Source organism: Streptomyces sp. SLBN-31 (assembly GCF_006715395.1).
Lineage (GTDB): Bacteria > Actinomycetota > Actinomycetes > Streptomycetales > Streptomycetaceae > Streptomyces.
Genome location: NZ_VFNC01000003.1, coordinates 394959 through 420452, shown reverse-complemented (window position 1 = coordinate 420452; position 25494 = coordinate 394959). Strand labels below are relative to the sequence as shown.

General features: G+C 71.3%; 32 protein-coding genes. 19 read left to right on the top strand and 13 right to left on the bottom strand.

Annotation, left to right across the window (positions count from 1 at the left end):
- Window positions 1-9 precede the first annotated feature (9 nt).
- Window positions 10-972 carry a zinc-binding dehydrogenase gene (locus tag FBY22_RS39455; RefSeq protein WP_142153144.1) on the bottom strand — a complete coding sequence of 321 codons (963 nt, stop codon included), beginning with the start codon at window positions 970-972 and terminating at the stop codon, window positions 10-12.
- A gap of 87 nt (window positions 973-1059) precedes the next feature.
- Here FBY22_RS39455 and FBY22_RS39450 point away from each other — a divergent pair, with 87 nt between their 5' ends.
- Entirely contained in the window at window positions 1060-1665 is a 606-nt protein-coding gene (locus FBY22_RS39450) for a TetR/AcrR family transcriptional regulator (protein ID WP_142153142.1), read from the top strand.
- A gap of 45 nt (window positions 1666-1710) precedes the next feature.
- Here the strand turns inward: FBY22_RS39450 and FBY22_RS39445 are convergent, their stop codons facing one another.
- Window positions 1711-2559 carry a nitroreductase/quinone reductase family protein gene (locus FBY22_RS39445; RefSeq protein WP_142153140.1) on the bottom strand — a complete coding sequence of 283 codons (849 nt, stop codon included), beginning with the start codon at window positions 2557-2559 and terminating at the stop codon, window positions 1711-1713.
- A 169-nt stretch (window positions 2560-2728) separates the two neighbouring features.
- Here FBY22_RS39445 and FBY22_RS39440 point away from each other — a divergent pair, with 169 nt between their 5' ends.
- The 4 genes from FBY22_RS39440 (at window position 2729) to FBY22_RS39425 (ending at window position 4455) form a co-directional block, all read left to right on the top strand.
- Entirely contained in the window at window positions 2729-3358 is a 630-nt protein-coding gene (locus tag FBY22_RS39440) for an RraA family protein (protein WP_142153138.1), read from the top strand.
- 43 nt (window positions 3359-3401) lie between these two features.
- The gene (locus FBY22_RS39435) at window positions 3402-3893 is read left to right on the top strand and encodes an HAD domain-containing protein (protein WP_142153136.1); all 492 of its coding nucleotides are present in this window, start codon (window positions 3402-3404) and stop codon (window positions 3891-3893) included.
- Between the two features lie 169 nt (window positions 3894-4062).
- On the top strand, window positions 4063-4254 hold the full coding sequence (locus FBY22_RS39430; protein ID WP_142153134.1) for a hypothetical protein: 192 nt from the start codon (window positions 4063-4065) through the stop codon (window positions 4252-4254).
- A gap of 6 nt (window positions 4255-4260) precedes the next feature.
- Window positions 4261-4455 (top strand): hypothetical protein, encoded by a 195-nt coding sequence (locus tag FBY22_RS39425; protein ID WP_142153132.1) that lies wholly within the window; start codon window positions 4261-4263, stop codon window positions 4453-4455.
- Between the two features lie 134 nt (window positions 4456-4589).
- Here FBY22_RS39425 and FBY22_RS39420 read toward each other — a convergent pair whose 3' ends face one another.
- Window positions 4590-5111 (bottom strand): ATP-binding protein, encoded by a 522-nt coding sequence (locus FBY22_RS39420; RefSeq protein ID WP_142153130.1) that lies wholly within the window; start codon window positions 5109-5111, stop codon window positions 4590-4592.
- An 87-nt stretch (window positions 5112-5198) separates the two neighbouring features.
- Between FBY22_RS39420 and FBY22_RS39415 the strand changes: the two genes are divergently transcribed.
- From FBY22_RS39415 to FBY22_RS39405, 3 genes are all read left to right on the top strand, one after another.
- Window positions 5199-5783, top strand: a complete 585-nt coding sequence (locus tag FBY22_RS39415) for a helix-turn-helix domain-containing protein (RefSeq protein WP_142153128.1) — start codon at window positions 5199-5201, stop codon at window positions 5781-5783.
- Between the two features lie 59 nt (window positions 5784-5842).
- Window positions 5843-6508, top strand: a complete 666-nt coding sequence (locus FBY22_RS39410; RefSeq protein ID WP_142153126.1) for a hypothetical protein — start codon at window positions 5843-5845, stop codon at window positions 6506-6508.
- Between the two features lie 131 nt (window positions 6509-6639).
- Complete coding sequence (locus tag FBY22_RS39405; RefSeq protein ID WP_142153124.1) at window positions 6640-6978, top strand: DUF2516 family protein; 339 nt, start codon at window positions 6640-6642, stop codon at window positions 6976-6978.
- 60 nt (window positions 6979-7038) lie between these two features.
- Here FBY22_RS39405 and FBY22_RS39400 read toward each other — a convergent pair whose 3' ends face one another.
- The 3 genes from FBY22_RS39400 to FBY22_RS39390 form a co-directional block, all read right to left on the bottom strand.
- Window positions 7039-8343 (bottom strand): PP2C family protein-serine/threonine phosphatase, encoded by a 1305-nt coding sequence (locus FBY22_RS39400; RefSeq protein ID WP_174267412.1) that lies wholly within the window; start codon window positions 8341-8343, stop codon window positions 7039-7041.
- Window positions 8344-8593: 250 nt separating this feature from the next.
- Window positions 8594-9661 carry an NlpC/P60 family protein gene (locus tag FBY22_RS39395; protein ID WP_142153120.1) on the bottom strand — a complete coding sequence of 356 codons (1068 nt, stop codon included), beginning with the start codon at window positions 9659-9661 and terminating at the stop codon, window positions 8594-8596.
- Window positions 9662-9854: 193 nt separating this feature from the next.
- On the bottom strand, window positions 9855-10649 hold the full coding sequence (locus FBY22_RS39390) for a class I SAM-dependent methyltransferase (RefSeq protein ID WP_142153118.1): 795 nt from the start codon (window positions 10647-10649) through the stop codon (window positions 9855-9857).
- A 320-nt stretch (window positions 10650-10969) separates the two neighbouring features.
- On the opposite strand from FBY22_RS39390, the gene mshA reads away from it, so the two are divergent.
- Both mshA and FBY22_RS39380 read left to right on the top strand, forming a co-directional pair.
- The gene (gene mshA / locus FBY22_RS39385) at window positions 10970-12307 is read left to right on the top strand and encodes a D-inositol-3-phosphate glycosyltransferase (RefSeq protein WP_142153116.1); all 1338 of its coding nucleotides are present in this window, start codon (window positions 10970-10972) and stop codon (window positions 12305-12307) included.
- A complete protein-coding gene (locus FBY22_RS39380) occupies window positions 12300-12809 on the top strand; it encodes a YbjN domain-containing protein (protein WP_142153114.1) in 510 nt (169 codons plus the stop codon). The genes mshA and FBY22_RS39380 overlap by 8 nt, the downstream gene beginning before the upstream one ends.
- A 57-nt stretch (window positions 12810-12866) precedes the next feature.
- Here FBY22_RS39380 and FBY22_RS39375 read toward each other — a convergent pair whose 3' ends face one another.
- A complete protein-coding gene (locus FBY22_RS39375) occupies window positions 12867-13688 on the bottom strand; it encodes an AraC family transcriptional regulator (RefSeq protein ID WP_142153112.1) in 822 nt (273 codons plus the stop codon).
- Window positions 13689-13737: 49 nt separating this feature from the next.
- On the opposite strand from FBY22_RS39375, the gene FBY22_RS39370 reads away from it, so the two are divergent.
- Both FBY22_RS39370 and FBY22_RS39365 read left to right on the top strand, forming a co-directional pair.
- Window positions 13738-14163 carry a DUF2000 domain-containing protein gene (locus FBY22_RS39370; RefSeq protein WP_142153110.1) on the top strand — a complete coding sequence of 142 codons (426 nt, stop codon included), beginning with the start codon at window positions 13738-13740 and terminating at the stop codon, window positions 14161-14163.
- 373 nt (window positions 14164-14536) lie between these two features.
- Window positions 14537-14761 carry a hypothetical protein gene (locus FBY22_RS39365; protein WP_142153108.1) on the top strand — a complete coding sequence of 75 codons (225 nt, stop codon included), beginning with the start codon at window positions 14537-14539 and terminating at the stop codon, window positions 14759-14761.
- Between the two features lie 108 nt (window positions 14762-14869).
- Here FBY22_RS39365 and FBY22_RS39360 read toward each other — a convergent pair whose 3' ends face one another.
- Window positions 14870-16126, bottom strand: coding sequence for an MFS transporter (locus FBY22_RS39360; RefSeq protein ID WP_174267411.1), 1257 nt, complete (start codon window positions 16124-16126; stop codon window positions 14870-14872).
- A gap of 151 nt (window positions 16127-16277) precedes the next feature.
- Here FBY22_RS39360 and FBY22_RS39355 point away from each other — a divergent pair, with 151 nt between their 5' ends.
- Window positions 16278-17039, top strand: coding sequence for a phosphoglyceromutase (locus FBY22_RS39355; RefSeq protein ID WP_142153106.1), 762 nt, complete (start codon window positions 16278-16280; stop codon window positions 17037-17039).
- 90 nt (window positions 17040-17129) lie between these two features.
- Window positions 17130-17537, top strand: coding sequence for an NUDIX domain-containing protein (locus tag FBY22_RS39350; RefSeq protein ID WP_142153104.1), 408 nt, complete (start codon window positions 17130-17132; stop codon window positions 17535-17537).
- Window positions 17538-17560: 23 nt separating this feature from the next.
- On the opposite strand, the gene FBY22_RS39345 is transcribed toward FBY22_RS39350, so the two are convergent.
- The 4 genes from FBY22_RS39345 to phoU form a co-directional block, all read right to left on the bottom strand.
- Window positions 17561-17782, bottom strand: coding sequence for a hypothetical protein (locus FBY22_RS39345; protein WP_174267410.1), 222 nt, complete (start codon window positions 17780-17782; stop codon window positions 17561-17563).
- A 269-nt stretch (window positions 17783-18051) separates the two neighbouring features.
- Complete coding sequence (locus tag FBY22_RS39340; RefSeq protein ID WP_142153102.1) at window positions 18052-18843, bottom strand: glycosyltransferase family 2 protein; 792 nt, start codon at window positions 18841-18843, stop codon at window positions 18052-18054.
- A gap of 121 nt (window positions 18844-18964) precedes the next feature.
- Complete coding sequence (locus FBY22_RS44365; RefSeq protein ID WP_174267409.1) at window positions 18965-19117, bottom strand: hypothetical protein; 153 nt, start codon at window positions 19115-19117, stop codon at window positions 18965-18967.
- A gap of 148 nt (window positions 19118-19265) precedes the next feature.
- The gene (gene phoU / locus FBY22_RS39335; protein ID WP_142153100.1) at window positions 19266-19967 is read right to left on the bottom strand and encodes a phosphate signaling complex protein PhoU; all 702 of its coding nucleotides are present in this window, start codon (window positions 19965-19967) and stop codon (window positions 19266-19268) included.
- A gap of 226 nt (window positions 19968-20193) precedes the next feature.
- Here phoU and FBY22_RS39330 point away from each other — a divergent pair, with 226 nt between their 5' ends.
- Entirely contained in the window at window positions 20194-21456 is a 1263-nt protein-coding gene (locus FBY22_RS39330) for a cell wall metabolism sensor histidine kinase WalK (protein ID WP_142153098.1), read from the top strand.
- Window positions 21453-22133: a response regulator transcription factor gene (locus tag FBY22_RS39325; RefSeq protein WP_015659563.1), complete on the top strand. Its 681-nt coding sequence runs from the start codon at window positions 21453-21455 to the stop codon at window positions 22131-22133. Before FBY22_RS39330 ends, FBY22_RS39325 begins: the two co-directional genes overlap by 4 nt.
- 102 nt (window positions 22134-22235) lie before the next feature.
- Here the strand turns inward: FBY22_RS39325 and FBY22_RS39320 are convergent, their stop codons facing one another.
- Window positions 22236-22883: a DUF461 domain-containing protein gene (locus tag FBY22_RS39320; protein WP_142153096.1), complete on the bottom strand. Its 648-nt coding sequence runs from the start codon at window positions 22881-22883 to the stop codon at window positions 22236-22238.
- 590 nt (window positions 22884-23473) lie between these two features.
- Here FBY22_RS39320 and FBY22_RS39310 point away from each other — a divergent pair.
- The 3 genes from FBY22_RS39310 to ispF all read left to right on the top strand — a co-directional run bounded on the left by FBY22_RS39310 (window position 23474) and on the right by ispF (window position 25463).
- Window positions 23474-23956: a CarD family transcriptional regulator gene (locus tag FBY22_RS39310; protein ID WP_003953493.1), complete on the top strand. Its 483-nt coding sequence runs from the start codon at window positions 23474-23476 to the stop codon at window positions 23954-23956.
- A 273-nt stretch (window positions 23957-24229) separates the two neighbouring features.
- Entirely contained in the window at window positions 24230-24979 is a 750-nt protein-coding gene (gene ispD / locus FBY22_RS39305) for a 2-C-methyl-D-erythritol 4-phosphate cytidylyltransferase (protein ID WP_142153094.1), read from the top strand.
- Window positions 24969-25463 (top strand): 2-C-methyl-D-erythritol 2,4-cyclodiphosphate synthase, encoded by a 495-nt coding sequence (gene ispF / locus FBY22_RS39300; RefSeq protein ID WP_142153092.1) that lies wholly within the window; start codon window positions 24969-24971, stop codon window positions 25461-25463. Before ispD ends, ispF begins: the two co-directional genes overlap by 11 nt.
- The last annotated feature ends 31 nt before the right edge of the window (window positions 25464-25494 follow it).

Below are 25494 nucleotides of genomic sequence, written 5' to 3'. Positions count from 1 at the left end.
AGGAGCCGTTCAGCTCTTCAGCAGCACCTTGCCCAGGACCCTTCGCTCCTCCACGGCCCGATGGGCGTCCGCCGCCCGCTCCAGTGCGAACACCTCCCCGATGACGGGTCGCAGCCGGCCGCCCGACACCTCGTCGAGCGCGTGCGCCCTCAGACGCGTCGCCTCCACGGGCCCGAACTGCACGTCCCCGATGCCGAGCAGACTGATCCCCCGTCGCTTCGCCTCCTCGGCGTCCACAGCGGCGAAGCCGCCCGTCGGGGCCCCGTGCGCGGAGAACCGGCCGCCGTCCAGGGTCAACGCGAAGGCCTCCGCGCCCAGGCGTCCGCCCACCCCGTCCAACACCACGTCCGCGCCCCCGCCCAGCGCCTCACGGGCCCTCTCCGTCCACCTGTCGTCCGAGACGTCCACAGCTTGCGCCGCTCCCAACCGCCGTACCAGGTTCAGCTTCTCGTCCCCCCGAGCCGCCCCGACCACCCGGGCGCCTCGCGCCGCGGCCAGCTGGACCAGGAGCGTCCCCATGCCTCCGGACGCCCCGAGGATCAGCACCCGGTCCCCGGTCCCGACGCCCGTCAGCTCGATCAGGCCCGTCGCCGTCACCCCGTCGTGCACCAGCGCGGCCGCGGTCGACAGATCCACTCCCTCCGGCACGACCGTCGCCCCGTCCACCGCGGCCACCGCCCGCGAGGCGTAGCCGTCCCGCACGAAGGACGCGATCCGGCGCCCCAGCCACTCGTCCGGGACGCCCTCACCCGCCGCGATCACGGTTCCCGACACGCCACCCCCGGGGACGTACGGCGGTGCCACCGCGAAGTACTCCCGCCCCCACCCCGCCCGCACCTGCGTCTCGACGAAGATCGTGTCGACGTACGCGACGTCGATCACCACCTCTCCGGGACCCGGCATCGGCTCCGGCAGCTCCACCGGTACCAGGACCTCGGGACCACCGAACTCCTTCGCCCGCACCGCTCGCATGCTCCGCCTCCAGTCGTCGTGAGGACTCCCGGGCAGTCTTCGACCTCAACCGGACTTGAGGTCAAGCGCGCTGGTTACGCTCACCCCATGACCGACATGGGCCTGCGTGAGCGCAAGAAGCTGCGGATGTACGAGGTGGTCTCCGAGACCGCCATCCGCCTCTTCCTCGAGAAGGGCTTCGATGCCGTCTCCGTCGCCGAGGTCGCCGCCGCCGCGGGGATCTCCAAGCCGACGCTGTTCCGGTACTTCCCGGCCAAGGAGGACCTGGTCCTGCACCGGATCGCCGACCACGAGGCGGAGGCCGCCCGAGTGGTGGCCCAGGGGCCGACCCCCGTCGCGGCGCTTCGGCGGCACTTTCTCGACGGGCTGGAGCGGGACGACCCCGTCACCGGGCTCAACGACCACCCCCAGGTGCTCGCCTTCCACTCCCTCCTCTACGGCACCCCCTCCCTCGTCGCCCGCGTGTACGCCTACCAGCAGCGTTCCGAGGACGCGCTCGCGCAGGCGCTCGGCGGTGGGCTGGAGGCGCGGCTGGCGGCGGGGCAGATCGTCGCCGTGCAGCGGATCCTCGCGCTGGACAACTGGCGGCGGATCGCCGCGGGGGAGCGGGTCGAGGAGGTGCGGCCGGACGCCGTCGCCGCCGCTGAGCGCGCGTTCGAGATGCTCGCCGCCGGGCTGTCCCAGTTCGCCTAGGGCACCAGACGACCGGGCCCAACCCCCACCGCCCGTGCACCCAGCTCAGTTGCCCGCGTCGAGGAGAGGCACCAACTCCTGCTCCTCGTAGGTCAGATGGGCCTCCAGCTCCAGGGTCAGGCGCTCGACCTCGGCGCGTGCGGTCGCCGGGTCCGTGGTCTCGTCGGTCACGGCGCGGCGCAGGTCCGCCACGAGGACGGCGATCCGTTCGTGCTCCTCGCGCAGCCGCCGGAACGCCGGGGCGGTCCCGGGATGGTGGTCGGCGAGCAGGGGGAACATCATCGTGTCCTCGCCCGCGTGATGGTTGTGCAGGCCCTGGCAGAAGGTCAGGCAGTTGACGCGGAGCTGGGCGCCGAGGGTGCCGCCGCCCGTGCCGTTCGCCATCTCCTCCCGGATCAGGGCGAGTTCGCGGCGGAAGACGTCGTGGACGAGCCTGATCGCCTCGCCGGGGGAGGAGGCGTTGATGTCCGGGGGCCCGGGGCGGGCGATCTCGTGGAGGGCGACGACGGGGATGAGCCGGTCGGTCTTGCGCTGGTACGCCGCCCAGCCCGCGTCGGCCTCCACCGCCCGCGCCCAGGCCTGCTCCCGCTTCTCGCCGTCCAGTACGACGGCGCGCGCCCGGTACCGGAACACGCCGCTGTCGACGTCCACCTGAGGGTGTGCGAGGAGGTTGTGGTACCAGTCCGGGTGCCGGTCCGAGCCGCCCGCCGAGGCGATGACCAGGACCCGGCCGGCGCCGTCGGGGAGGTAGCCGACGGGGGTGGTGTGCGGGGTGCCGGTGCGGGCGCCGGTGGTGGTCAGCAGCAAAAGCCGGGCTTTCGCGAAGTACCCGGTCAGGCGGCCTTTGTTGGCGCGGAACTCGTCGATGACCTGTTGGTTGAAGTCGTTGGGCATGGGGTGCTTGCTCTCTCTGCGGCTGGAATCTTCCGAGGTTCCGAAGGCGGTGCAGAGAAAGCGGCGGGCTCCTGGCCCGCCGCGGCCTCACTCAGAGGCCGGGCACCCAACTCGCTCACGGCACAAGGCCGACCCGGCAGTCATGGGAAGGGACGGTAGCGTCGCGCTCATGACTGACGCCAGCGAATTCCCGTTCCGGTCCGTCCCCACCACCACCCTCGCCGACCTCCTCGGCCGCCGGCAGGTCATGGACATCGGTATCCGCCCGCTGTGGGGGCCCGTCGGGCGGGTGGCCGGCCCGGCCTTCACCGTGCGCTGCCCCCCGGGGGACAACCTCATGCTCCATGCGGCCATCCACCGGGCGGCAGCGGGTTCGGTCGTCGTCGTGGAGTCGGGGGACACCGACTGGGCGCTGGCGGGCGGCAACGTGTGCGCCGTCGCCCAGCGGCGCGGCATCGCGGGCTTCGTCCTGGACGGACTGATCCGTGACCTCGGCGAGGTCCGGGAGGCACGGTTCCCGGTCTTCGCCCGGGGCGTCATCCCGATCCCGGGCGCCAAGGCCGCCGCGACGCCGCTGAACGAGCCCGTGACCTGCGGGGGCGTACGCGTCGCGGCCGGTGACATCGTGGTGGCCGACGAGGAGGGCGTGGTCGTCGTCCCCGCCGCGAGCGGCGACGAGATCCTGACCGCCGCCCGCGCCAAGCTCGCCAAGGAGGCCGCCGAACCGTTGGAGGCGTGGGAGGCGGAGCACCGGGCCCGCATCGACAAGATCCTCGCGGAGCAGGGCTTCGAGGGCTGACGTCCGTTCCCTTCCCCGCCTTCCATCGCCGATGCTGTCCCTGATGCTGCTCTTCCTCGACATCGACGGAACGCTGCTGCCCTTCGGAGCGGCGGCGCCCTACCCGTCGTACACCTCGCGCTTCGTTCCGCCCGCCGCCGCGGCGGCGCATCCGCTGCTGGACCGCATCGACCCCGGGCTCGGCGCCCGGCTGGCGTCGCTGGGGTGCGAGCTGGTGTGGGCCACGACCTGGCTGGACGACGCGAACACCTGCGTCGCACCCTGGCTCGGGCTGCCACCGCTGCCCGTGCTCGACTGGCCCGACGCCGACGAACCGGCACGGCTGCACTGGAAGACCCGGCCTCTGACCGCCTGGGCGGCCGGTCGGCCCTTCGTCTGGCTCGACGACGAACTCACCGCCGCCGACCGCGCCTGGGTGGCCGCCCGTCACCCGGCGCCGGCGCTGCTGCACCGGGTCGACCACCGGTGCGGAGTGACCGACGGCGACCTCGCCACGGTGCGGGAGTGGCTGGGCGGGTCCGCGGCGCCCGTGTGATGGCGACCCGGCGGCCTCCCACGGGGCAACCTCGGGGCCACCTCGCTGGTCATCCGGCCATGACGCAGATTCTCAACGGCCGGGGCGTCTCCACGACGTTCGACTCCGACGGCGTCCACACACACGGTCCCGACAGCGGATCGACATCCCGCTCCCGGCGATCCAGGAGGTGCGGACCGCCGACGCGCGGACCGTCGAGTTCCTGCTCACCGACGGCACGATCCAGCGCGCCGAGGGCGGCAACCGGGTCGCCACCAGCAGCTTCGCCGAGGCCGTGACCGCCGTGCTGCCCGAGCGCCGGGACCCGGCCGCCGGCGCCGTGGTCACCGACACGGGCACTCCCTCCGACCCGGCCCTCTAGGTGATCATGGCCCTGTGCGCGCTCGTGGTCCTCGCCTTCATCGGGTACGCGGTCTGGGTCGGCCTCACCCACGGCGCGCGGGTGGTCACGGTGGTCGTCGGCGTGCTGCCGCTGGTGGCCGGCGTCGTCCTGCCCGTCTCGGGCATCGCGGAGACCGTCCGCCGGATCGTGCACTCACCTACGACCCGGCCGAGCGCGTGAGGGCCGCCCGCGCGGACTGGCTGCCCTTCGTCGTCGGCAGGGTGTACGTGAAGGTCTTCGGGGGTGCCTTCCGGCTGCCCTTCGGTGTCGTGATGGTCTTCGGCGTGCTGTGGTGACACCGGCGCCGCAGCGGATCACCTCCGGACGGCCCCGGCGATCCGCAGGGCCGCCTGCTCGGGTGTGAGGTGCGTGGTGTCCACGACCTCGGCCTCGGCGTGCAGCCAGGTGCGGGCCGCCTCGGCGTAGGGCTCCAGGTACCGGAGGCGGAAAGGGGAGGGGCCCATGACCGTGTCGCCTTCGATGCGCCCGCGGAGCGTCTCCCGGTCGGCGTGGAGGACGAAGTGCCGTACGGGGATGGCGTGTCCGGCGAGCCCGGTGCTGATCTCGCGCCAGTACTGCTCGACCAGGACGGTCATCGGCATCACCAGGGTGCCGCCGGCGTAGTCGAGCACCCGGTGGGCGGTCTCGACCACGAGCGGCCGCCACGGCGGCCAGTGCTGGAAGTTGTCCGTCTCGGGCAGCCCGGGCCTGATGTCCATGAGCGTCTCGCCGACCTTCTCGGCATCGAACACCCGGGACTCCGGCAGCAGCCGCTGCACGAGGGCACTCGTCGTCGTCTTGCCCACGCCGTGCGTGCCGTTGATCCACACGATCATGCCCCCACGCTAGCCCGCCCGAGTGGTTTAGCGCACTATTGCAAGCAGCTGCTTGCAATAGTTAGCGCGAGGGTGCACAGTGGAGTCATGGCATCGCTCAACGTCGGCAATCTCGGTGAGTACCTGCGCGAGCAGCGGCGCAACGCGCAGCTGTCGCTCAGGCAGCTCGCCGACGCCGCCGGGGTGTCCAATCCGTACCTGAGCCAGATCGAGCGCGGGCTGCGCAAGCCGAGCGCGGACGTGCTGCAGCAGGTCGCCAAGGCCCTGCGGATCTCCGCCGAGACGCTGTACGTCCGCGCCGGCATCCTCGACGCCGAGCGGGACCGGGACGAGGTGGAGACGCGCGCCGTCATACTCGCCGATCCCACGCTCGACGAGCGGCAGAAGCAGGTGCTGCTGCAGATCTACGAGTCGTTCCGCAAGGAGAACGGCTTCGGGACGGACGCGGCCGGCGACGAGGACGACGCGGCCCGGACCAACGCCGCGGTCGTCGAGGCCGTCCGGTCCGGCGACGGCACGGTGGACACCGAGGGCGACGACACCGTCGTACGCCGCAGCCGGAAGGCACCCGAGACCCGCGCGGCCGGCGGACGCAAGAACGCCGCGCGCCGCACCCGCACGTCCGACGGCAGCGACGCCGAACCGCACGACCCGCAGCAGCCTGCCGGCTGAGCAGAACTGCCCCGGGATTCAAAACCCTCAGCTGAAAGCGACCGGGAAGGACCATCGTCATGGCCATCACCGACGACCTCAAGAAGACCCTCAGCAACCCGACGCCGCTCTACTTCGCCGCCGGTACCGCGGACCTCGCCTTCCAGCAGGCCAAGAAGGTGCCCGCGCTCGTCGAGCAGCTGCGCGCCGAGGCCCCGGCCCGGATCGAGGCCGTGCGCAACACCGACACCAAGGCCGTGCAGGAGAAGGCGCAGGCCAGGGCCAAGGAGGCGCAGGCCCGCGTCAAGGAGACGCAGGAGTCCCTCCAGACCAAGGTCAACGAGTTCATCAGCAACCTCGACGGTGACTTCAAGAAGCTCGGCGCCACCATCGACGCCGACCTGAAGAAGTTCGGGGAGACCGCCCAGGACATCGCCCTGCGCGGTGTCGGCGTCGCCGCCGAGTACGCCGTCAAGGCCCGGGAGACCTACGAGAAGGTCGCCGAGCACGGCGAGCAGGCCGTGAAGACCTGGCGCGGCGAGGCCGCCGAGGGCATCGAGTCCGTGGCCGAGAACGTCGAGGAGCTCGCCGTCGCCGTCGAGCCCAAGGCCGAGCCGGTCGAGGTCAAGGCCGAGCCCAGGCCCGCCACGGCCACCGCCGTCTCCACCCCCAAGAAGCCCGTCGCCAAGAAGGCGCCGGCGCCCCGCAAGACCACCGCGAAGAAGACCCCGCCGCCCGCCATGTGACACGCACGGGTGAACGAGGACGGGCCGGGCACTCCACGGGTGCTCGGCCCGTTGTCCGGGTAGCGGGAGTCCGGCACCGGGTACGGTGACCGCGTAAGGACGAGCCGAGTCGGGTGGTGGACGTTGTGCTGATGCAGGGCTTCGCAGGGTTCCTGGGGCTGCTCTATCTGGCCATGGTGGTCCTCGCCGTGGTGGCGCTGGTGATGGCCGCGCTCTTCCGCGACGACGCCTACCGGGCGGCCGACAAGCAGAACAAGGGCTTCTGGCTGATCATCCTCGGCATCGCGGTGGCGGTGAACCTCCTGGTGCCGATGCTCTTCCTGCAGCTCGCGGGCCTGGTGGCCTCGATCGTCTTCTTCGTGGACGTCCGCCCCGCCCTCAAGCAGGTCTCGGGCGGCGGATTCGGCCGCCGCCGCGGCGGCGGCAGCAGCAGTGACGGCCCCTACGGCCCGTACAACGGCGGCCGCTGACCTGAACCTCCCGCGTGAGGGCCGAGGCTCCCGGCCGGAGGCCTCGGCTCACCCAGGGCTTCAGCCCACCCGGTCCAGCAACAGCACCGCGACGTCGTCCGTCAGCTCGCCGCCGTTGAGGTCGCGCACCTCGTTCACCGCGGCCCGCAGCAGTTCCTCACCGCCGAGCCCCTCGCCCAGCAGCCGCCGGACCATCTCCACCATGCCGTCCTGCCCGAGCCGCTCCAGACCCTCCCCGACCCGGCCCTCGATCAGGCCGTCGGTGTAGAGCATCAGACTCCACTGCGGACCCAGCTCGACCTGCATCCGCGGCCACCGGGCCCCGGGCAGCAGCCCCAGAGCGGGTCCGTTGTTGTCGTACGGCAGCAGCTTCGCGGGCCGCCCGGGCCGGGCGACCAGCGGCGAGGGGTGACCGGCCAGACAGAGCCCGGCCCGCCGCCCGTCCGGCGCGATGTCGACGGTGCACAGGGTCGCGAAGATCTCGTCGTCCGCCCGCTCGTGCTCCAGCACCTGCTGCAGGGTCCCCAGCAGCTCGTCCCCGCACAGTCCCGCCAGCGTCAGCGCGCGCCAGGCGATCCGCAGCTCCACGCCGAGCGCGGCCTCGTCCGGGCCGTGCCCGCACACGTCGCCGATCATGGCGTGCACGGTCCCGTCCGGAGTCCGTACGACGTCGTAGAAGTCCCCGCCGAGCAGTGCGCGCGACCGCCCGGGCCGGTACCGCGCGGCGAAGCGCAGCTGGGAGCCCTCCAGCAGCGGAGTGGGCAGCAGGCCCCGCTCCAGACGCCGGTTCTCCTGTGCCCGCAGCCGCCCCTCGGCGAGCCGCCGCTCAGCCGTGTCGGAACGTTTCCTCTCGACGGCGTACCGGATCGCCCGGCTCAGCAGCCGTGCGTCCAGCTCGTCCCGGAAGAGATAGTCCTGGGCGCCCACCCGCACGGCCTCGGCGCCGCGCTCGGCGTCGCCGGACGCGGTGAGCGCGAGGACGGCGTGCCGAGGGGCGAGCTGCAGCACGTGCCGGAGCACGGCGAGCTCGTCCTTCTCGGCGCCGCGCCCGGGGGCGGGCAGGGCGAGGTCGAGCAGGATGCAGTGCACGTCGTCGGTGAGCAGCCGCTCGGCCTCGGTGAGGTTGCGGGCGGTGCGGACCCGGACGGGGGTGCCGGCCGAGTCCCGCAGTTCGGGCACGACGGTGGAGCCACCCGGATCGTCCTCGATCAGCAGCAGCGTCAGAGGTGCGGTGGCGGCGTGGTTGTCGACCTTGGCTTCCTTGCTCGGGGACGGGTCCTTGGAGGTGCCGCCTCGGTGCGCGGCCGGCGCCTGACCACTCTCCGCGGCCGGGAACGCTCGCTGCCGCGGTATGGGTACGGGCATCGTCTTGAGTTCCTTCCCTCCCCCCGAGGGCGCGGTGGACCGAGGGACCTCGAACCACCGACGGGGACCATAGCGGTAGTCGGCGGGCGAGCGGAATGGTGTGGGCCACGTCGCCGACACACCGGCCACTGTCATATGCCGCGATCCCTACCGCAGTTGGACAGGTCGGCCCACCAGGGGGAATGACGAAGGTCACGTCCGCCCGCGTTTGAACGGGGCCTGTGGTGCCGTGCGTCACGTGGCGCCGGTCTCACGCGTCCGGCCGTACCACCCCGAGGATCGGCATGGATCCGGCGCCGGCGATCGTCACGGTCCGCCCGGGCCGCGGGGCGTGCACGATCGCGCCGTCGCCGATGTACATGGCGACATGACTGGCGTCGTCGAAGTAGATGATGAGGTCCCCGGGCCGCATGTCCTTGATGTCGACGTGCTTGAGCTGCTTCCACTGCTCCTGCGACGTACGGGGAATGGGGCGGCCGGCGTTCAGCCACGCCTGCGAAGTGAGCCCCGAGCAGTCGTAGGACTTCGGCCCCTCGGCGCCCCACACGTACGGCTTGCCGATCTGCTCGGTGGCGAACTTGACGGCCTTCTTGCCCTCTTCGGACGCCTTGCCGTTGATGTCGTGGAGGATCCCGGAGTCGAGCCAGGCGGTCTGCGCCTTGTAGGCGGCCTCCTGCTCCAGCTTCGCGAGCCGCTCCTTCTCCTCCTTCTGCAACCGCCCCTGGAGTTCCTCGGCCCGCGCGATCTGCTTCTTGATCTTCTTCCGGGCCGCGTCCTTCGCCTTGCGGTTGGCCTCCAGCTTCTTCCACTGCGCGGAGGCGTCCGCCGCGTACTGCTGCAAGTCCTGCTGGGTGCGGGTCATTTCGGCGATGAGCCCCTTGGTGGCCCGCTGCCCCTCCAGCACCCTGCCCGCACCGTCGAGGAACTCCCGCGGATCGTCGCTGAGCAGCAACTGCGCCTCGTCGGGCAGCCCGCCCCCGCGGTACTGCGCGGCGGCAGCGGCCCCCGCCCGCTTCTTCAACTCGTCCAGCCGCTGCTGACTCTTGACGATCTTCTTGGCCAGGTCGACGATCGCGGCGGACTGTGTCCGCGCCTGTTCCTCGGCCGCGTTGTAGGAGTCCGTGGCCACGGCGGCGTCGTGGTAGAGCCGGTCGAGCTTGGCCTGGACGGCCTCAAGCTCCTTGTTGGAGGCGGGAGTCGCCGACGCGCTCGGCGTGGGCGTGGGGCTCGCGAACGCCGTCCCCGGCACCGCCAGCACGGTGACCGCGCAGACCACGGTCACGGCAGTCGCGAACAGACCGCGCTTGCCCGCACCCATAGCGCTCCCCCAACCTGATTTACCGTCAGTAACTTACGGCCGCTCGGGGGATCGTGCCACGGTCAGACGCAAAACGACAGAGCCCGTCGCACGGGAAACTTCCCCCTACGGCCTCTCCCCATGACGATCTCCCCGCCTTTGTGACGAACGCCGCACCGCATCCGTTCCCCGCAGGTCAAAGGCCCAGATCCCGTCACCTCGAAGGCGCCAAGGCCCCCCACTCCACCGTCACTTCACCCTGCCGCCACCGCCCGGGCCCATCCATCACGGGCCAGTCGACCGCCAGATCCCGCACGGCCCGCATCCAACGCTGCCGCGCGCCATAAGAGGCATACGGTGACGCGGCGGCCCAAGCCCGGTCGAAATCACGCAAGAAAGAATGAACGGGCTCACCCGCGACGTTCCGGTGAATAAGGGCCTTGGGAAGCCGTTCCGCGAGATCCGACGGCCGCTCCAACGACCCCAGCCGCGCAGCGAAGGTGACCGTACGAGGCCCTTCCGGCCCGAGCGCGACCCACACATGCCGACGCCCGATCTCGTCACAGGTCCCCTCCACGAGCAGCCCGTCCGACGTCAACCGCCCACACAGCCGCTCCCACACCGAGGCCACCTCACCCTCGTCGTACTGCCGCAGCACGTTCGCGGCCCGAATGAGCACCGGCCGCCCCGCCACAGGGACCTCGAACCCGCCGTGCAGAAAGACGAGCCCCTCCCGCTCGTACGCCTTCGCCGCGGCAACCCTGGCGGGCTCGATCTCAATCCCCACGACACGCGTCCGCGGAGCCACGCCTCGCAAGCGCTCCAGCAACTCCACGGCGGTCCAGGGAGCAGCCCCGTACCCCAAGTCGATCGCGACGGGATCGACGGCCCCCCGCAACGCCCGCCCCTGCACCGCCGCGATCCACCGGTCCATCCGCCGCAGCCGATTGGGATTGGTGGTCCCGCGCGTCACGTTCCCCACAGGTCGACGAATGGCACGGGCGCTCATGCCCAAGAGCGTAGGCGCCCCCGACCGCCCCGCGCGCAACGGCGAGAAGGGGCCGTGCCGGGGGGTGCCCGCCGGCAGCGTCGGGCGTCCATCACCGTCCACGCCCGACCCAACGGCACCGCCCGACCGAGGACGGACACCCCCGGCACGGCCCCGACCCACAACGGACGCGCACACACGCACCCACCAAGCCTCACCGCGACCCCCACCAGGCACCCACCACGCACCCCACCCCCGAACAGTTGAGCGACACCCGGTAATGCTTCGGCAAAAACCCCACCCCCCGGAATGGGAACGCCTTCCTCCGCTGTTCACCCAGGTTGAAGGCCCAAGCCCGGCATGCCCGCAGCAAGGAGGAACGCCAAGTGAGCCGACTGAGGCTCCACCGCCGCCCCCGCCGCGTAGCCATGCTCTCCGTGCACACCTCCCCGCTCCACCAGCCCGGCACAGGCGACGCCGGGGGCATGAACGTCTACATCGTCGAGCTGGCCCAACGCCTCGCCGCGATCAACGTGGAGGTGGAGGTCTTCACGCGCGCCACCACCGCGACCCTGCCCCCCACGGTCGAGCTGTCCCCCGGCGTCCTGGTCCGCCACGTCGACGCCGGCCCCTACGAGGGCCTGGCCAAGGAGGACCTGCCCGCGCAGCTCTGCGCCTTCACGCACGGCGTCATGCAGGCCTGGGCCGGCCACCGCCCGGGCTACTACGACCTGGTCCACTCCCACTACTGGCTCTCCGGCCACGTCGGCTGGCTCGCGGCCCAGCGCTGGGGCGTCCCCCTGGTCCACGCCATGCACACCATGGCCAAGGTCAAGAACGCCAACCTCGCCGACGGCGACACCCCCGAACCCGCCGCCCGCGTGATCGGCGAGACCCAGATCGTCAACGCGGCGGACCGCCTGATCGCCAACACCTCCGAAGAGGCGGACGAACTCGTACGCCACTACGACGCCGCCCCCGCCAAGGTCGCGGTGGTCCACCCCGGCGTCAACCTCGACCGCTTCCGCCCCGCGGACGGCCGGGCGGCGGCCCGCGCCCGCCTGGACCTCCCGCAGGACGCCCTGGTCCCCCTCTTCGCCGGCCGCATCCAGCCCCTCAAGGCGCCGGACATCCTCCTGCGCGCGGTGGCGGCGCTCCTCGACGACCGCCCCGACCTGCGCTCCCGGATCGTCGTCCCGATCGTCGGCGGCCCCAGCGGCAGCGGCCTCGCCAAGCCGGAGGGCCTGCAGAAGCTCGCCGCCCGCCTGGGCATCGCGGACGTGGTCCGCTTCCGGCCGCCCGTGGACCAGGACCAGCTGGCCGACTGGTTCCGGGCGGCGTCCCTCCTCGTCATGCCGTCGTACAGCGAGTCCTTCGGCCTGGTGGCGATAGAGGCACAGGCGGCGGGCACCCCCGTGCTGGCCGCGGCGGTCGGCGGACTCCCGGTGGCCGTGCGCGACACGGAGACCGGCTTCCTCGTACGGGGCCACAACCCCGCCGACTACGCGCGCGTGCTCCGCGCCTTCGCCGACGAGCCCGCGCTCACCCCCCGCATGGGCGCCGCGGCCGCCCGCCACGCCCAGTCCTTCGGCTGGGACACCGCGGCCGCCGCCACGGCGGACGTCTACACGGCCGCGATGCAGTCGCACCGCCGTCGCGTACGCTCGCACCATGGCTGACGGAGAGCAGGCGACACAGGCGGCCCAGATCGTCGAGACGGTCCTGAAGGATGCCGAACTGGAGTGGGAGAGCCCGGCCCCCGGCAACTACGTCGTCCAACTCCCGGGCACCCGCAAGCTCAAGACGACGGTCTCCCTCCTGCTCGGCCGCCACTCCCTGTCGCTCAACGCCTTCGTCATCCGCCACCCCGACGAGAACGAACCCGCGTTCCACCGCTGGCTCCTGGAACGCAACCTCAAGCTCTACGGCGTCGGTTACGCCGTCGACCACCTCGGCGACGTCTACGTCACCGCCAAGCTCCCCCTGTCCTGCGTCACCCCCGACGAGATCGACCGTCTCCTCGGACAGGTCCTGGAGGCGGCGGACGGCAGCTTCAACACCCTTCTGGAACTGGGCTTCGCGACGGCCATCCGCAGGGAGTACGAGTGGCGCGTGTCCCGCGGCGAGTCCACAAAAAACCTGGACGCCTTCACCCACCTGACCGAACGCCCCACCGACTGAACCAGCCCCGGCCCCCGGCGACCGCCGCGACTTACGCAACGCCGCAGCACGGCGTAACTACAGCCCGGAGCGATCTCCCCGCCGTCCCATTTTCGTTGCGTACCGGCCCGGTGGCACCCCCACCAGTTTGCGGAAGTGGCGGGTGAGGTGGGACTGGTCGAAGAAGCCGGTGGCCGCGGCCACCTCGCCCGGGGGGCGGCCGTCGAGGAGGAGGCGGCGGGCGCGGTCGACGCGTCGGGAGTTGAGGTACTGGTGCGGGGCGATGCCGTAGGCGGTGGAGAAGGCCCGTACGAGATGGGCCGGGTGGGCGTGGAGGAGGGCGGCGGCGTCGTCCAGGGTGAGCCCGGCGACGACGTGCTCGTCGAGGAGTTCGCGCAGCCGGCGGGCGAGGGCGGGGTCGGGGCGGGGGTCGTTGGTGAGCAGGCGGGGCCGCAGGTGGGAGCGCAGGCGCTCGCCGATGAACGTCAGCCGGCTCTCCGCCTCCAGCTCGTCGCCGGGGTGCGCGAGGGCGCCGTGCAGCTGGCCGACGCGGAGGCGCAGCTCCGGGTCGCGCAGGTCCGGCCGGTCGACGGCGGGGCCGATCAGTCCGTCGGGCAGGTGGGTGGCGTCGAGGTACAGGACGCGTTTGCGGAAGCCGTGCGGGGTGGCGGGGGAGCCGTTGTGCGGGACGTGCGGCGGGAGCAGGGTGACCGTGTCGTGCGGGGTGCCGTGCTCGTGCCGGTCGAGGTCGTACCGTACGGCCCCGTCGTCCACGATCAGCAGCGTCCACGCGTCGTGGACGTGCATCGGGTAGGCGTACTCGGTGAAGTGCGCGTGGAAGACCTCCACGACGCCCGGCACGGTCGGGCGCCACGCGGAGACTTCCTGCCGGGTGGCCATGCAAAGAACGTACAAGACGAGGTCGCGGGGCGGTCGGCAGTCTCGTTCCATGAGCAGCGAACCCATCCGTTTCGACACCAAGATCGCCGTCCTGCTGCGCGAGGACCTGGAGCCCTGGCAGCGTCTGAACGTCACCGCCTTCCTGGTCAGCGGCCTGGGCACCCAGGTTCCGGAGGTGGTCGGCGAGCCCTACGAGGACGCGGACGGCGTCCTGTACCTGCCGATGTTCCGCCAGCCGGTGATGATCTTCGAGGGGGCGAAGGAGACCCTGACCGCGGCCCACGCGCGCGTGCTGTCCCGGGCGCTCCCGCGCGCCCTGTTCACCTCCGACCTCTTCGCCACGGGCAACGACCGCGACAACCGGGCGGCGGTACGGGCCGTGGGGACCGGGGACCTGGACCTGGTGGGGCTGGCGGTGTACGGGCCGAAGAACGCGGTGGACAAGGTGGTGAAGGGCGCACGGATGCACCCGTGACGATGCACCGTGACGGCTTCTGACGCCGTGCGGCCGGAGTACGACCGAATCCGCGACCGAATCTGCACAATGAATGCGCAACCACGGGTTGCCCGGGTTCGGTTGGGAAGGAGTTGTCCGGTTCGGTACGCCCGCCGCAACGGCTGCCGGGCACCTGGCCGGGCGCGCCTGTAGAGAACCCGGCACCAACTGGTGTGCACACGCACACGGTTCGGTCGCCTACGCGCCCAACTGCCCTGCTGGGGACGGGTACGGACTGGATGCCCGGCACCCGGCGTGGTTTGATCCTGCGCACCGCGGCATGCCCGTCTGTACCCCCAGCGGGGCCGCCTCCCCCCCCATGTGGACCATCCATGCGAAGGGCAGTTTCCCCATGAACTCCGCTCCCCAGGTGCAGACCCTCGAGATCTCCGACGCCGAGCTCGACAACGTCTCGGGCGGCCTGAGCCCCCAGGCCGACCTCACCGTCGGCGCCACGACGCTCGGCACCGCGGCCGTGCTGTCCGAGGTCGACTCGGTCAAGGCGACCGCCCTCGGCGTCGCCGGCGGCACCCTCGGCGCGCTGCCCCAGCACGTCGGCGTGAACGTCTGCCTCTGACGAACGCGAGCGTCGGCATCCGGCGCACACCCGCAGCAGCGAGCCCCCTACCGGCGGAGAAGGCGGTAGGGGGCTCGTCGCGTCAGGAGGGTTCGTCGCGCGCCCCGGTCAGCCGGCGGCGACCTCTGCCCTGGCGGCCACGGGCCGCTCCGCCGCCGGCCCCTCCTCCGGCATGCGCCGCATCAGCACGCCGTATCCCACGGCGGCCAGCGTCCCGACGGCCGCGCACAGCCCCCACAGCCATCCGGCGCCGAGGTGGTCGATGACAACGCCGGACATCAGGGGGGCGACGAGCGCGGCGAGCGACCAGGACAGGGTGTAGACGCCCTGATAGCGGCCGCGGCCGTGGACCGGGGAGAGGCGTACGACCAGGCCCGTCTGGGTCGGCGCGTTGATCATCTCGCCGAGCGTCCACACGCACACGGTCAGGGCGAAGACGCCGACCGACCCGGCGAAGGCGGTGAGTCCGAAGCCGTAGCCGGCGAGGACGGACGAGACGACGAGCAGCCGCCGGGGGTCCCGGTCGGCGATGAACCGCGTCACCGGGATCTGCAGGGCGACGATCAGGATGCCGTTGACGGCGATCGCGAATCCGTAGTCGGCGGGCGTGAACCCGGCCGTGCCCATCGCGACCGGCAGGCCGACCGAGCCCTGCTGGAAGACGAGGGCGACGAGGAAGGACAGGCCCACGACGGCCATGTACCGCCCGTCGCGCAGCACGGTCCCGAGACCGATCCCCTCCTCCGCCTCCTTCTGCGTCGCCGTCCGCTCGGGCCGCGACTCGGGCAGCTTCAGGAACACCACGACCGCGCAGACGGCGGTCATGCCCGCCTCGATCAGGAAGCCGGCGAGGTAGCTGAACTCGGCGATGAATCCGGCGGCCATGGAGGAGATCGCGAAGCCGAGGTTGATGGCCCAGTAGTTGAGCGAGAAGGCCCGCACCCGGTCCTCGGGGCGGACGATGTCGGCCATCATGGCCTGCACCGCCGGCCGGGAGGCGTTGGAGGCCATGCCGACGAGGAAGGCGACCGCGGCGATCGCGACGGGGTCGTGCACGAAGCCGAGCAGCGCCACGCAGGCCGCGGTGGAGGACTGCGCGATCAGCAGCGTGGGCCGCCTGCCCAGCCGGTCGGCCATCACCCCGCCGCCCAGCGACGAGACGACACCGCCGAGCCCGTGCAGCGACGCGACGAGACCGGCGTAGGAAGCGGAGTAGCCGCGGTCGAGCGTCAGGTAGAGCGCCATGAAGGTCGCGACGAAGGCGCCGAGCCGGTTGACGAGGGTGCTCGTCCACAGCCACCAGAACTCGCGGGGGAGTCCGGAGACGGTCTCCCGGGCGGCACGTCTCAGACTGGCGACGGACATGGCGGATCCCCCACAGGTGTAAGCGGCTCAGGCGGCAGGGACAACTTACGGAGATGGGCTCACGTGAGCCACTCGATTAACAGATGCCGTCAACTGTCCGGCCCTCGGGCAGCCACGCGACCGGGCTAATGCGTGGATTACGCTCTGACCCATGGCCGACGCACCGTACAAGCTGATCCTCCTCCGCCACGGCGAGAGCGAGTGGAACGCGAAGAACCTGTTCACCGGCTGGGTGGACGTCAATCTGAACGAGAAGGGCGAGAAGGAGGCAGTCCGCGGTGGCGAGCTCCTGAAGGACGCCGACCTTCTCCCCGACGTGGTCCACACGTCCCTCCAGAAGCGCGCGATCCGCACGGCGCAGCTCGCCCTCGAGGCCGCCGACCGCCACTGGATCCCGGTCCAGCGCAGCTGGCGCCTGAACGAGCGCCACTACGGCGCCCTCCAGGGCAAGGACAAGGCGCAGACCCTCGCGGAGTTCGGCGAGGAGCAGTTCATGCTGTGGCGCCGTTCCTACGACACCCCGCCGCCGCCGCTCGAGGACGGCGCGGAGTGGTCGCAGGCCGACGACCCGCGCTACGCGACGATCCCGCCGGAGCTGCGCCCCCGCACGGAGTGCCTGAAGGACGTCGTCATCCGCATGCTGCCGTACTGGTACGACGGCATCGTCCCCGACCTCCTGGCCGGCCGCACGGTCCTCGTCGCCGCCCACGGCAACAGCCTGCGCGCCCTGGTCAAGCACCTGGACGGCATCTCGGACGCCGACATCGCGGGCCTGAACATCCCCACCGGCATCCCCCTCTCCTACGAACTCGACGCCGACTTCAAGCCGGTGACGAAGGGCGGCAAGTACCTCGACCCGGAGGCGGCCGCGGCAGCGATCGAGGCGGTCAAGAACCAGGGCAAGAAGAATTAGTCCGCACCGCTCAAGGCCCCTGTCCGCGGTTCGTCCGTGGCAGGGGCCCTGGTTTCGTACCGGGGCGTCCCTTCGGTACGGTCCCGGGGCATGGTGGTGAACGGTCGTGTGCCCGAGAAGGTGGCGTGGGTTCTGGTTCGGGACGGCCGGGTGCTGGTGACGCGTAGTCACGGCAGGGATCGTTTCTACTTCCCTGGTGGTCACCGGGAGCCGGGCGAGTCCGACGGCGAGACGCTGGTGCGGGAGATCGACGAGGAGTTGCGGGCGGCGATCGACCCCGGCTCCATGGTGCACTTCGGCACGTTCGAGATCGGTGAGGGCCATCCCGAGCACGGCCCCTTCCGGATGATCTGTTACACCGCCGATCACCGCGGCGAGCTCACCCCGTCACGCGAGATCGCCGAGCTCGCTTGGTTCGCCCACGCCGACAGGGGGCGGGTCTCGGCCGTCGACGCGATGGTCTTCGACGCGCTTCACCGGGCCGGCCGGCTTTTCTGACCCGCGACCGCCGTCCCGCTCCTTCAGCCGCTCTCCGGCCCCCACCGCTCCGGTCCCACCCCGCGCCAGTCGATCCACGGCGAGTCCGCCACCTCGGAGGGGTCGATCTCCAGGCCGGCGCGGCGGAGGAACTCGGCGACGTCCACGACGTTGTGGGCCAGGCCGAGGATCTCGCCGTCCACGCGTACGCGTCGTCCGCCCGTGGGGGAGGGCGGGTGCACGATCACGCGTATCGGTCCGGTCATGCCCTCAGGATCGTCCGGGACATACGGTCCCGCATTCCGGTGCGTCATTCGAGGACTCCGTGTGGATCATGGCCGGTTCGGACGAGGCAGGCCAGGATCGCCCGCAGTCGTGGCGCGGCAGGGGGCAGCGCGGACACGGCCAGCATCCCGCCGCCCGTGACCGAGCCGCTCACCTCGCGTCCCGCCCGACGGTGTTCCATTCCTGCTGTGCCTCGGCGGCCGGGTCGGCGGGAAACGATCGCATGCTCGAATTCAAGCACGTGTTCGATTTATGCGTCCATCGCCGGCCCTCGGACGCCCGCCCAGTCCTGGAGCGCCAGGGCGTGTTCGCGGATCAGGGACATACGGGCCTGCCATTCCGGACCGGCGGTGTGGTGCGGGTGCGCGGTGATCTGGGCCCCGTGCTTGCGGTAGAGCAGGCCCGTCTCACCGTGGAACCACCCGTCCGCAAGCGCGTCGAGTCCGAGGAGGAGACCCGTGTCGCCGGACGCCGGCAGGGCCATCCACCCTCCGAGGAGCGCGAGCAGCGCACGCCGGACGCAGAGGGTGGCGGGGTGGACCCGCGGGCGGCGGTGCTCGTCCCAGAAGGGGAAGGCGCTGCCCCGGGGGAGCGGTCCGGGCGGCGGGTCGCTCAGTTCGAACGAGACGGTGCTGCCGTCCTCGAGGAGGTCGCTGACGCGCGAGGTGGTCCAGCCGATCTCCGGCCGCTCCTCGAGTACGGCGATGTCGCGGGCGAGGACCCCCGGGGTGAGCCGGTCGTCGGCGTCGAGGTTCTTCACGTACCGGCCGGTGGACCGCGCGAAGGCCAGCGTGCGCGCCACGTGCGGGCCGCCGTGGCGGGCCGTGGAGATCCGGACGCGCGGGTCGTCGTCGGGCAGGTGGGCGGCCGCGTCCACACCGGGCCCGTCCTCCTGCACGCACCACTCCCACGACCAGCCCTCGGGCAGTCGCTGGGCGCGCAGGGAGGCGTACGCGCTCGTCAGGAACCGTACGGCCTCGCCGTGCACCGGTGTGACGACCGAGATGACCTGGCGGTGGACAGGGGTGTGGGTGGCGGGCATCCGGTCCGGCGCTCCCGAGACGTGTCGTGGATCAACTCGCCGCCGAGCCTAGTACCGCCCTGACACGCCCACGGACGAAGGGCCCCAGTGTGCTCACCGGGGCCCTTCGCTCACATGGGACTCAACCGCACTGACACGGATTGCCCGACTGGCACCCGCAGCCGCAGCCCGAGCCGCAGCCGCACGCGCCGAAGAGCGGGAGGCTCTTGGTCTCGGCGGGCCGGTCCGTCTCGCGCTCCTGCGTCGGGTCGGGCGTGGTGGGGGCTTCGGCCATGGGTCCTCCTGGAGCCTAGAGGCTGGTGCCTGTGCCCATTGCATGCCCGCCGTGCTGGGCGCATCAACGGCGCACGGTGGCGTCCGCACGCCCTGGCGTCACAGGTCACGCCCCTCGGCCGTGCCGTCCGCACGCCTGGCGTCGGCGGTTACGCCCCCTCGGAGCCCGCCACCGGCTGGATCTCCGGCTGGATGTCCGTCTGCAGGACGTCCGCGTGCTCACCGGTCACCAGGAACACCACGCGCTTGGCGACGGCCACCGCATGGTCGGCGAACCGCTCGTAGTAGCGGCCGAGGAGGGTGACGTCCACCGCCGTCTCGATGCCGTGCTTCCACCGGTCGTCCAGCAGGTGCTGGAAGAGCGTGCGGTGCAGCAGGTCCATCTCGTCGTCGTCCTGCTCCAGCTGCATCGCCAGGTCGACGTCCTTGGTGATGATGACCTCGGCCGCCTTCGCCATGAGGCGCTGGGCGAGCTGGCCCATCTCCAGGATGGTCGCGTGCAGGTCGTGCGGGATCGCCCGCTCAGGGAAGCGCAGCCGCGCGAGCTTCGCGACGTGCTGGGCGAGGTCGCCCGAGCGCTCCAGGTCGGCCGACATGCGCAGCGACGTGACGACGATCCGCAGGTCGGTCGCCACCGGCTGCTGGCGGGCGAGCAGGGCTATGGCCCTGGCCTCCAGGTCGTGCTGGAGCTCGTCGACCTTCTGGTCGCCTTCGATGACGGCCTCGGCGAGCTTCAGATCGGAGTCGAGGATGGCGGTCGTGGCGCGCCCGATCGCCGACCCGACCAGTCGGGCCATCTCCACCAGACCGTCGCCGATCGAATCAAGTTCCTCGTGGTACGCGTCCCGCATCAGGGTCCCTCTCTTACCTACGTGTGCCTCGGGGCTTCGGGGATCGGAAACCAGCCGCCGAACCGCTGCCGTGACCCCCACGCTCCCACGATCCGGCCGGAACGCGTCGGATTCCGTCATCCCAAATGAACCATCCCTGGCTCCAAGGTGAACTCTGGGCGACGAGTGTTCGAGCTCGCACGTCGACGGCTGTGGTGATGTCGTACCCCCTGCTTAACCTGTTTGCATGGACGTGAACGCGGCGGTCGCCGCAGCGGCAGCGATCGCCGGGGTGCTCACCGGTGTGATCGCCATGCTGGCGTTCCGCTGGAGCGAGCGGGAGCAGAAGCGCCCCACCCGCACCTCATTGCACACCGACCCGATGCTTCCACCGGGGGTGGACACCGTCCTGTCCGTGCTCCGGTCCTCGGCCGTCGTCCTGGACGAGGCCGACGCCGTCGTGAAGGCCAGCTCCGCGGCGTACGCCCTGGGACTGGTCCGCGGTGGCCGGCTCTCGGTCGAGCCGATGCTGCAGATGGCGAGGGACACCCGGCGGGACGGGGAGATACGCCAGGTCGAGCTCGACCTGCCCCGCCGCGGGACCGGCCGGGGCGACGCCCTGGCCGTCTCCGCGCGCGTGGCGCCGCTCGGCTCCCGGCTGGTGCTGCTGCTGGTCGAGGACCTCACCGAGGCCCGCAGGATCGAGGCGGTACGGCGCGACTTCGTCGCCAACGTCAGCCACGAGCTCAAGACGCCCGTCGGGGCGCTCTCCCTGCTGTCCGAGGCCGTCATGGACGCCTCCGACGACCCGGAGGCCGTCGAGCGCTTCGCCGGACGCATGCAGATAGAGGCCACGCGCCTGACCAACCTGGTCCAGGAGCTCATCGACCTCTCCCGGGTGCAGAACGACGACCCGCTGGAGGACGCCGAGCCCGTCCGGGTCGACGAGCTGGTCGCCGAGGCCATCGACCGCTGCCGCCACCAGGCCGGCGCAAAGCAGATCACCATGGCCGCCGGCGGCACCGCCGACCTGCACGTCTGGGGCAACCGAGGCCAACTCGCCGCGGCCCTCGGCAACCTCGTCGAGAACGCCGTGAACTACTCCCCGGCCCGGACCCGCGTGGGCATCGCCGCCCGCCGGGTGACCGCGCCCGGCGGAGACATGATCGAGGTCGCCGTGACCGACCAGGGCATCGGGATATCCGACAAGGACAAGGAGCGCATCTTCGAGCGCTTCTACCGCGTCGACCCGGCCCGTTCCCGCGCCACCGGCGGTACGGGCCTCGGTCTGGCGATCGTCAAGCACGTGGCCGCCTCGCACGGCGGGGAGGTCACGGTGTGGAGCGCCGAGAACCAGGGCTCCACGTTCACCCTCAGGCTGCCGGAGGCGGGTGCGGCCCGTGACCGCGCCCAGCAGCATCCCTACCTCGACGGTCTCGACGAAGAGTCCGGCGAACCCAACGAGTCATCCCCGTACGAACCGCTTCCCGCCCCGGAGGTCCTTCCGTGACCCGAGTGCTCGTCGTCGAGGACGAGGAGTCCTTCTCCGACGCCCTGTCCTACATGCTCCGCAAGGAGGGCTTCGAGGTCGCCGTGGCGACCACCGGCCCCGACGGACTCGACGAGTTCGAGCGCAACGGCGCCGACCTCGTCCTCCTCGACCTGATGCTGCCCGGGCTGCCGGGTACGGAGGTGTGCCGCCAGCTGCGCGGCCGCTCGAACGTCCCGGTCATCATGGTGACCGCCAAGGACAGCGAGATCGACAAGGTCGTCGGCCTGGAGATAGGGGCCGACGACTACGTCACCAAGCCGTTCTCCTCGCGCGAGCTGGTGGCCCGCATCCGGGCCGTGCTGCGCCGCCGCGGCGAGCCCGAGGAGGTCACCCCGGCCGCTCTGGAGGCCGGCCCGGTCCGCATGGACGTCGACCGCCACGTGGTGACGGTCTCCGGCTCCAAGGTCGACCTGCCCCTGAAGGAGTTCGACCTGCTGGAGATGCTCCTGCGCAACGCCGGCCGGGTGCTGACCCGCATGCAGCTCATCGACCGCGTCTGGGGCGCCGACTACGTGGGCGACACCAAGACCCTCGACGTCCACGTCAAGCGCCTGCGCGCCAAGATCGAGCCGGACCCGGGCGCGCCCAGATACCTGGTGACCGTGCGCGGGCTGGGCTACAAGTTCGAGCCGTAGAAAGACCGAGGGCCCGGACGACGGGCCCTGTGACCCGGTCGCCGGGCCACGGACAAGGGCGGGACCTCGTGACGAGGTCCCGCCCTTGACGCGTGTGCGGGCTCAGCCCGCCGACGCGCTCGCGGACGCCGAGTCGGTCGGCGTGGCCGAGGTCGACGGGGAAGCGGCCGAGTTGGACGGGCTCGGGGAGCCCGACGCGCTGTTCGTCGGCGTGGCGCTGGGAGCGGTCGTGGGGATGGTGCTCGGACCCCACTTGGTGAAGTAGCTCTCGGCCGGGACGACGAAGCCGCGCAGGCTGACGTCACCGGTCTTGCTGAAGGTGAAGGTGATCTTCCGGACGCTGCCGTCCTGGACGGCCTCACGCCCGCTGGGCAGCACGGCGCTGGCGTTGCCCTTGCCACCGATCACCACGGAGCCGTGCGCCGGGACGACGAGCTTGCCGTTGCCCTTGGCCGGCTTGACCTCGGCGGTCTGGTTGACATTCGGCAGGGTGATCGAGTCCACGGTCTGCGCGGTGGCGCCGTTGTTGAACAGCGTCGCCGAGATCACGGCGGGACCGGTGGCCTGCGGATCGGGCTGGGTGATGATCAGTGCGTTCTGGACCTTGATGTCGCCGACCTTTACGGCCGCGTTGTCCGGCTTGACCTGCAGGGTCTGGGCATCGGATCCGGCGCCGCACGCGGCGAGCGAGGCGATCGAGAACGCGATGGCGGCGGCGGCGAGTGCGCCGCGTCGAAGGCTGCTGCTCACGGCGGCGGCAACTCCTTGACTCGAACGTGGCGGCTTGTAAAGCCGCCCTAAGTATCTGTCAGCGGCCATAGGTTACCGAGCCGTTCCCGCGCCGCCGCACCCGACCCTCCCTCAAGGTGCGGGCTTCCCCCCGCAGGGGGGTGGCACGGGGCTCGTCCGGCATTCACATAAGCGCCCGAGTCATAGTCCGAGCGACGGCACGCAAATCTTCGGTGAAGGAATGCGGGGCCCTTCCCGGAATTGATCACGTGGGCCTCAACCGGGCCCGTGGCCGACCCCCGGTGATCAATTTCCGAATCGACGCGGAAGTGACACCCGGCACCGAACGGAGTAGCGGAAGTCGCACATCTGGAACCGGACATATGAGGATGTTCGTCCCCTCCTGAGGGCCTCCAGATGCGTGTAACGTACGGGTTTCACCTCCCCCGCAGAGCCCCTCCGACCTGCGAATACCTCCTTCCGCTCGGCCCGCGCAGCACGTTCCTGTTGCTGTTGTCAAGCCCCGAGATATGCCCTGACCTGCGAAAACGCCATTCAGAACCCGCCGTTTCCGTGTTACCCTGGATAGCCACGGAAGGGGTACCTGTCACATGACGTTCAAGGTTGGCGACACCGTGGTCTATCCCCATCACGGGGCCGCGCTGATCGAGGCCATCGAAACTCGCCAGATCAAAGGCGTGGACAAGACCTACTTGGTGCTGAAGGTCGCCCAGGGTGACCTGACGGTACGTGTGCCAGCGGACAATGCGGAGTTCGTCGGCGTACGTGATGTGGTCGGTCAGGACGGGCTGGACCGGGTCTTCGAGGTGCTGCGCGCGCCGTACGCCGAGGAGCCCACGAACTGGTCGCGTCGTTACAAGGCAAACCTGGAGAAGCTTGCCTCGGGTGATGTCATCAAGGTCGCGGAAGTTGTGCGTGACCTGTGGCGTCGCGAGCGCGAGCGCGGACTGTCCGCAGGTGAGAAGCGGATGCTCGCCAAGGCCCGCCAGATCCTGGTGAGCGAACTCGCCCTCGCGGAGAACACCAACGAGGACAAGGCCGAGGCTCTGCTCGACGAGGTCCTCGCGTCCTGAACCACTGACGCAGGCGCAAGCCCGCTTCAGCACTCAGTACATCGAAATGCCGCGGTGCCCGATGACGTATTTCCGTCGCCGGGCGCTGCGGCATGTTCGTACCCAGACGCGCCGTGCCGGTACGTCCTCTCGGGGTGGGCCCCCGATACTTGGTGTGCCGGGCCCGGGCAGCTGGCTCGACCAGGGTCACGGAAGGGTCCGGTCAAGGCGTCGCGCCCGGCACTTCCCAGGCCATACCCAACCAGGCCGAGCACACAAACCTGACAGGAACCGATGTCTGACGATTCGCGTCCTTCGCCCACGGAACCGCGTACCGCCGCGGTGATCCCGGCCGCCGGCCGAGGAGTACGGCTCGGCCCGGGCGCCCCCAAGGCGCTCCGCGCGCTGGGCGGCACTCCCATGCTCGTCCACGCGGTACGCGCGATGGCCGCCTCCCGCGCCGTCTCCCTGGTCGTCGTCGTGGCCCCGCCCGACGGCGCCCCCGAGGTCAAGTCGCTCCTCGACGCCCACGCGCTGCCCGAGCGGACGGACTTCCTGGTGGTCCCCGGCGGCGACTCCCGCCAGGAGTCCGTGCGGCTCGGCCTCGACGCCCTGCCCCCCGACTACGACATCGTGCTCGTCCACGACGCGGCGCGGCCCCTGGTGCCGGTCGACACGGTGGACGCGGTGATCGAGGCGGTACGGGCGGGAGCACCGGCCGTCGTACCCGCGCTGCCCCTCGCCGACACGGTGAAGGAGGTCGGGCCCGCGGACCCGGGCGAGCCCGAACCGGTGGTGGCCACCCCGTCGCGGGCCCGCCTGCGTGCCGTACAGACCCCGCAGGGCTTCGACCGGGCCACGCTGGTCCGGGCCCATGAGGAGGTCACCGAGGACGTCACCGACGACGCGAGCATGGTCGAGCGGCTCGGTCTGCGTGTCGTGGTCGTCCCCGGCCACGAGGAGGCCTTCAAGGTCACCCGCCCGCTGGACCTGGTCCTCGCGGAGGCGGTCCTGGCCCGCAGGAGGCTCAACGATGGCTTCTGAGCCGTACCCGCTGCCCCAGGTCGGCATCGGCACCGACATCCACGCCTTCGAGGAGGGTCGCGAGCTGTGGTGCGCCGGCCTGAAGTGGGAGGGCGAGGGGCCGGGGCTGGCCGGCCACTCCGACGCGGACGTCGTCGCGCACGCCGCCTGCAACGCGCTGTTCTCCGCCGCCGGACTCGGTGACCTGGGGCAGCACTTCGGCACCGGGCGCCCCGAGTGGTCCGGCGCGTCCGGCGTCACCCTGCTGACGGAGGCCGCCCGGATCGTGCGCGAGTCCGGCTTCCGGATCGGGAACGTCGCCGTACAGGTCGTGGGCCCGCGCCCGAAGATCGGCAAGCGGCGCGACGAGGCGCAGAAGCTGCTGTCCGAGGCGGCCGGGGCGCCGGTGTCCGTCTCGGGGGCCACGACCGACGGCCTCGGATTCCCCGGGCGGGACGAAGGCCTGATGGCCATCGCCACTGCACTCGTGGTGCGGGTGGGCTGACGGAGGGCGGGGGCACCCGGGACCGAAGTCG

Bases quoted from the DNA above. Each gene is read 5' to 3' on its own strand.
- FBY22_RS39455 (WP_142153144.1), bottom strand. From the start codon at position 972: ATGCGAGCGGTGCGGGCGAAGGAGTTCGGTGGTCCCGAGGTCCTGGTA.
- FBY22_RS39450 (WP_142153142.1), top strand. From the start codon at position 1,060: ATGACCGACATGGGCCTGCGTGAGCGCAAGAAGCTGCGGATGTACGAG.
- FBY22_RS39445 (WP_142153140.1), bottom strand. From the start codon at position 2,559: ATGCCCAACGACTTCAACCAACAGGTCATCGACGAGTTCCGCGCCAAC.
- FBY22_RS39440 (WP_142153138.1), top strand. From the start codon at position 2,729: ATGACTGACGCCAGCGAATTCCCGTTCCGGTCCGTCCCCACCACCACC.
- FBY22_RS39435 (WP_142153136.1), top strand. From the start codon at position 3,402: ATGCTGCTCTTCCTCGACATCGACGGAACGCTGCTGCCCTTCGGAGCG.
- FBY22_RS39425 (WP_142153132.1), top strand. From the start codon at position 4,261: ATGGCCCTGTGCGCGCTCGTGGTCCTCGCCTTCATCGGGTACGCGGTC.
- FBY22_RS39420 (WP_142153130.1), bottom strand. From the start codon at position 5,111: ATGATCGTGTGGATCAACGGCACGCACGGCGTGGGCAAGACGACGACG.
- FBY22_RS39415 (WP_142153128.1), top strand. From the start codon at position 5,199: ATGGCATCGCTCAACGTCGGCAATCTCGGTGAGTACCTGCGCGAGCAG.
- FBY22_RS39410 (WP_142153126.1), top strand. From the start codon at position 5,843: ATGGCCATCACCGACGACCTCAAGAAGACCCTCAGCAACCCGACGCCG.
- FBY22_RS39405 (WP_142153124.1), top strand. From the start codon at position 6,640: ATGCAGGGCTTCGCAGGGTTCCTGGGGCTGCTCTATCTGGCCATGGTG.
- FBY22_RS39400 (WP_174267412.1), bottom strand. From the start codon at position 8,343: ATGCCCGTACCCATACCGCGGCAGCGAGCGTTCCCGGCCGCGGAGAGT.
- FBY22_RS39395 (WP_142153120.1), bottom strand. From the start codon at position 9,661: ATGGGTGCGGGCAAGCGCGGTCTGTTCGCGACTGCCGTGACCGTGGTC.
- FBY22_RS39390 (WP_142153118.1), bottom strand. From the start codon at position 10,649: ATGAGCGCCCGTGCCATTCGTCGACCTGTGGGGAACGTGACGCGCGGG.
- FBY22_RS39380 (WP_142153114.1), top strand. From the start codon at position 12,300: ATGGCTGACGGAGAGCAGGCGACACAGGCGGCCCAGATCGTCGAGACG.
- FBY22_RS39375 (WP_142153112.1), bottom strand. From the start codon at position 13,688: ATGGCCACCCGGCAGGAAGTCTCCGCGTGGCGCCCGACCGTGCCGGGC.
- FBY22_RS39370 (WP_142153110.1), top strand. From the start codon at position 13,738: ATGAGCAGCGAACCCATCCGTTTCGACACCAAGATCGCCGTCCTGCTG.
- FBY22_RS39365 (WP_142153108.1), top strand. From the start codon at position 14,537: ATGAACTCCGCTCCCCAGGTGCAGACCCTCGAGATCTCCGACGCCGAG.
- FBY22_RS39360 (WP_174267411.1), bottom strand. From the start codon at position 16,126: ATGTCCGTCGCCAGTCTGAGACGTGCCGCCCGGGAGACCGTCTCCGGA.
- FBY22_RS39355 (WP_142153106.1), top strand. From the start codon at position 16,278: ATGGCCGACGCACCGTACAAGCTGATCCTCCTCCGCCACGGCGAGAGC.
- FBY22_RS39350 (WP_142153104.1), top strand. From the start codon at position 17,130: ATGGTGGTGAACGGTCGTGTGCCCGAGAAGGTGGCGTGGGTTCTGGTT.
- FBY22_RS39345 (WP_174267410.1), bottom strand. From the start codon at position 17,782: ATGACCGGACCGATACGCGTGATCGTGCACCCGCCCTCCCCCACGGGC.
- FBY22_RS39340 (WP_142153102.1), bottom strand. From the start codon at position 18,843: ATGCCCGCCACCCACACCCCTGTCCACCGCCAGGTCATCTCGGTCGTC.
- FBY22_RS44365 (WP_174267409.1), bottom strand. From the start codon at position 19,117: ATGGCCGAAGCCCCCACCACGCCCGACCCGACGCAGGAGCGCGAGACG.
- phoU (WP_142153100.1), bottom strand. From the start codon at position 19,967: ATGCGGGACGCGTACCACGAGGAACTTGATTCGATCGGCGACGGTCTG.
- FBY22_RS39330 (WP_142153098.1), top strand. From the start codon at position 20,194: ATGGACGTGAACGCGGCGGTCGCCGCAGCGGCAGCGATCGCCGGGGTG.
- FBY22_RS39310 (WP_003953493.1), top strand. From the start codon at position 23,474: ATGACGTTCAAGGTTGGCGACACCGTGGTCTATCCCCATCACGGGGCC.
- ispD (WP_142153094.1), top strand. From the start codon at position 24,230: ATGTCTGACGATTCGCGTCCTTCGCCCACGGAACCGCGTACCGCCGCG.
- ispF (WP_142153092.1), top strand. From the start codon at position 24,969: ATGGCTTCTGAGCCGTACCCGCTGCCCCAGGTCGGCATCGGCACCGAC.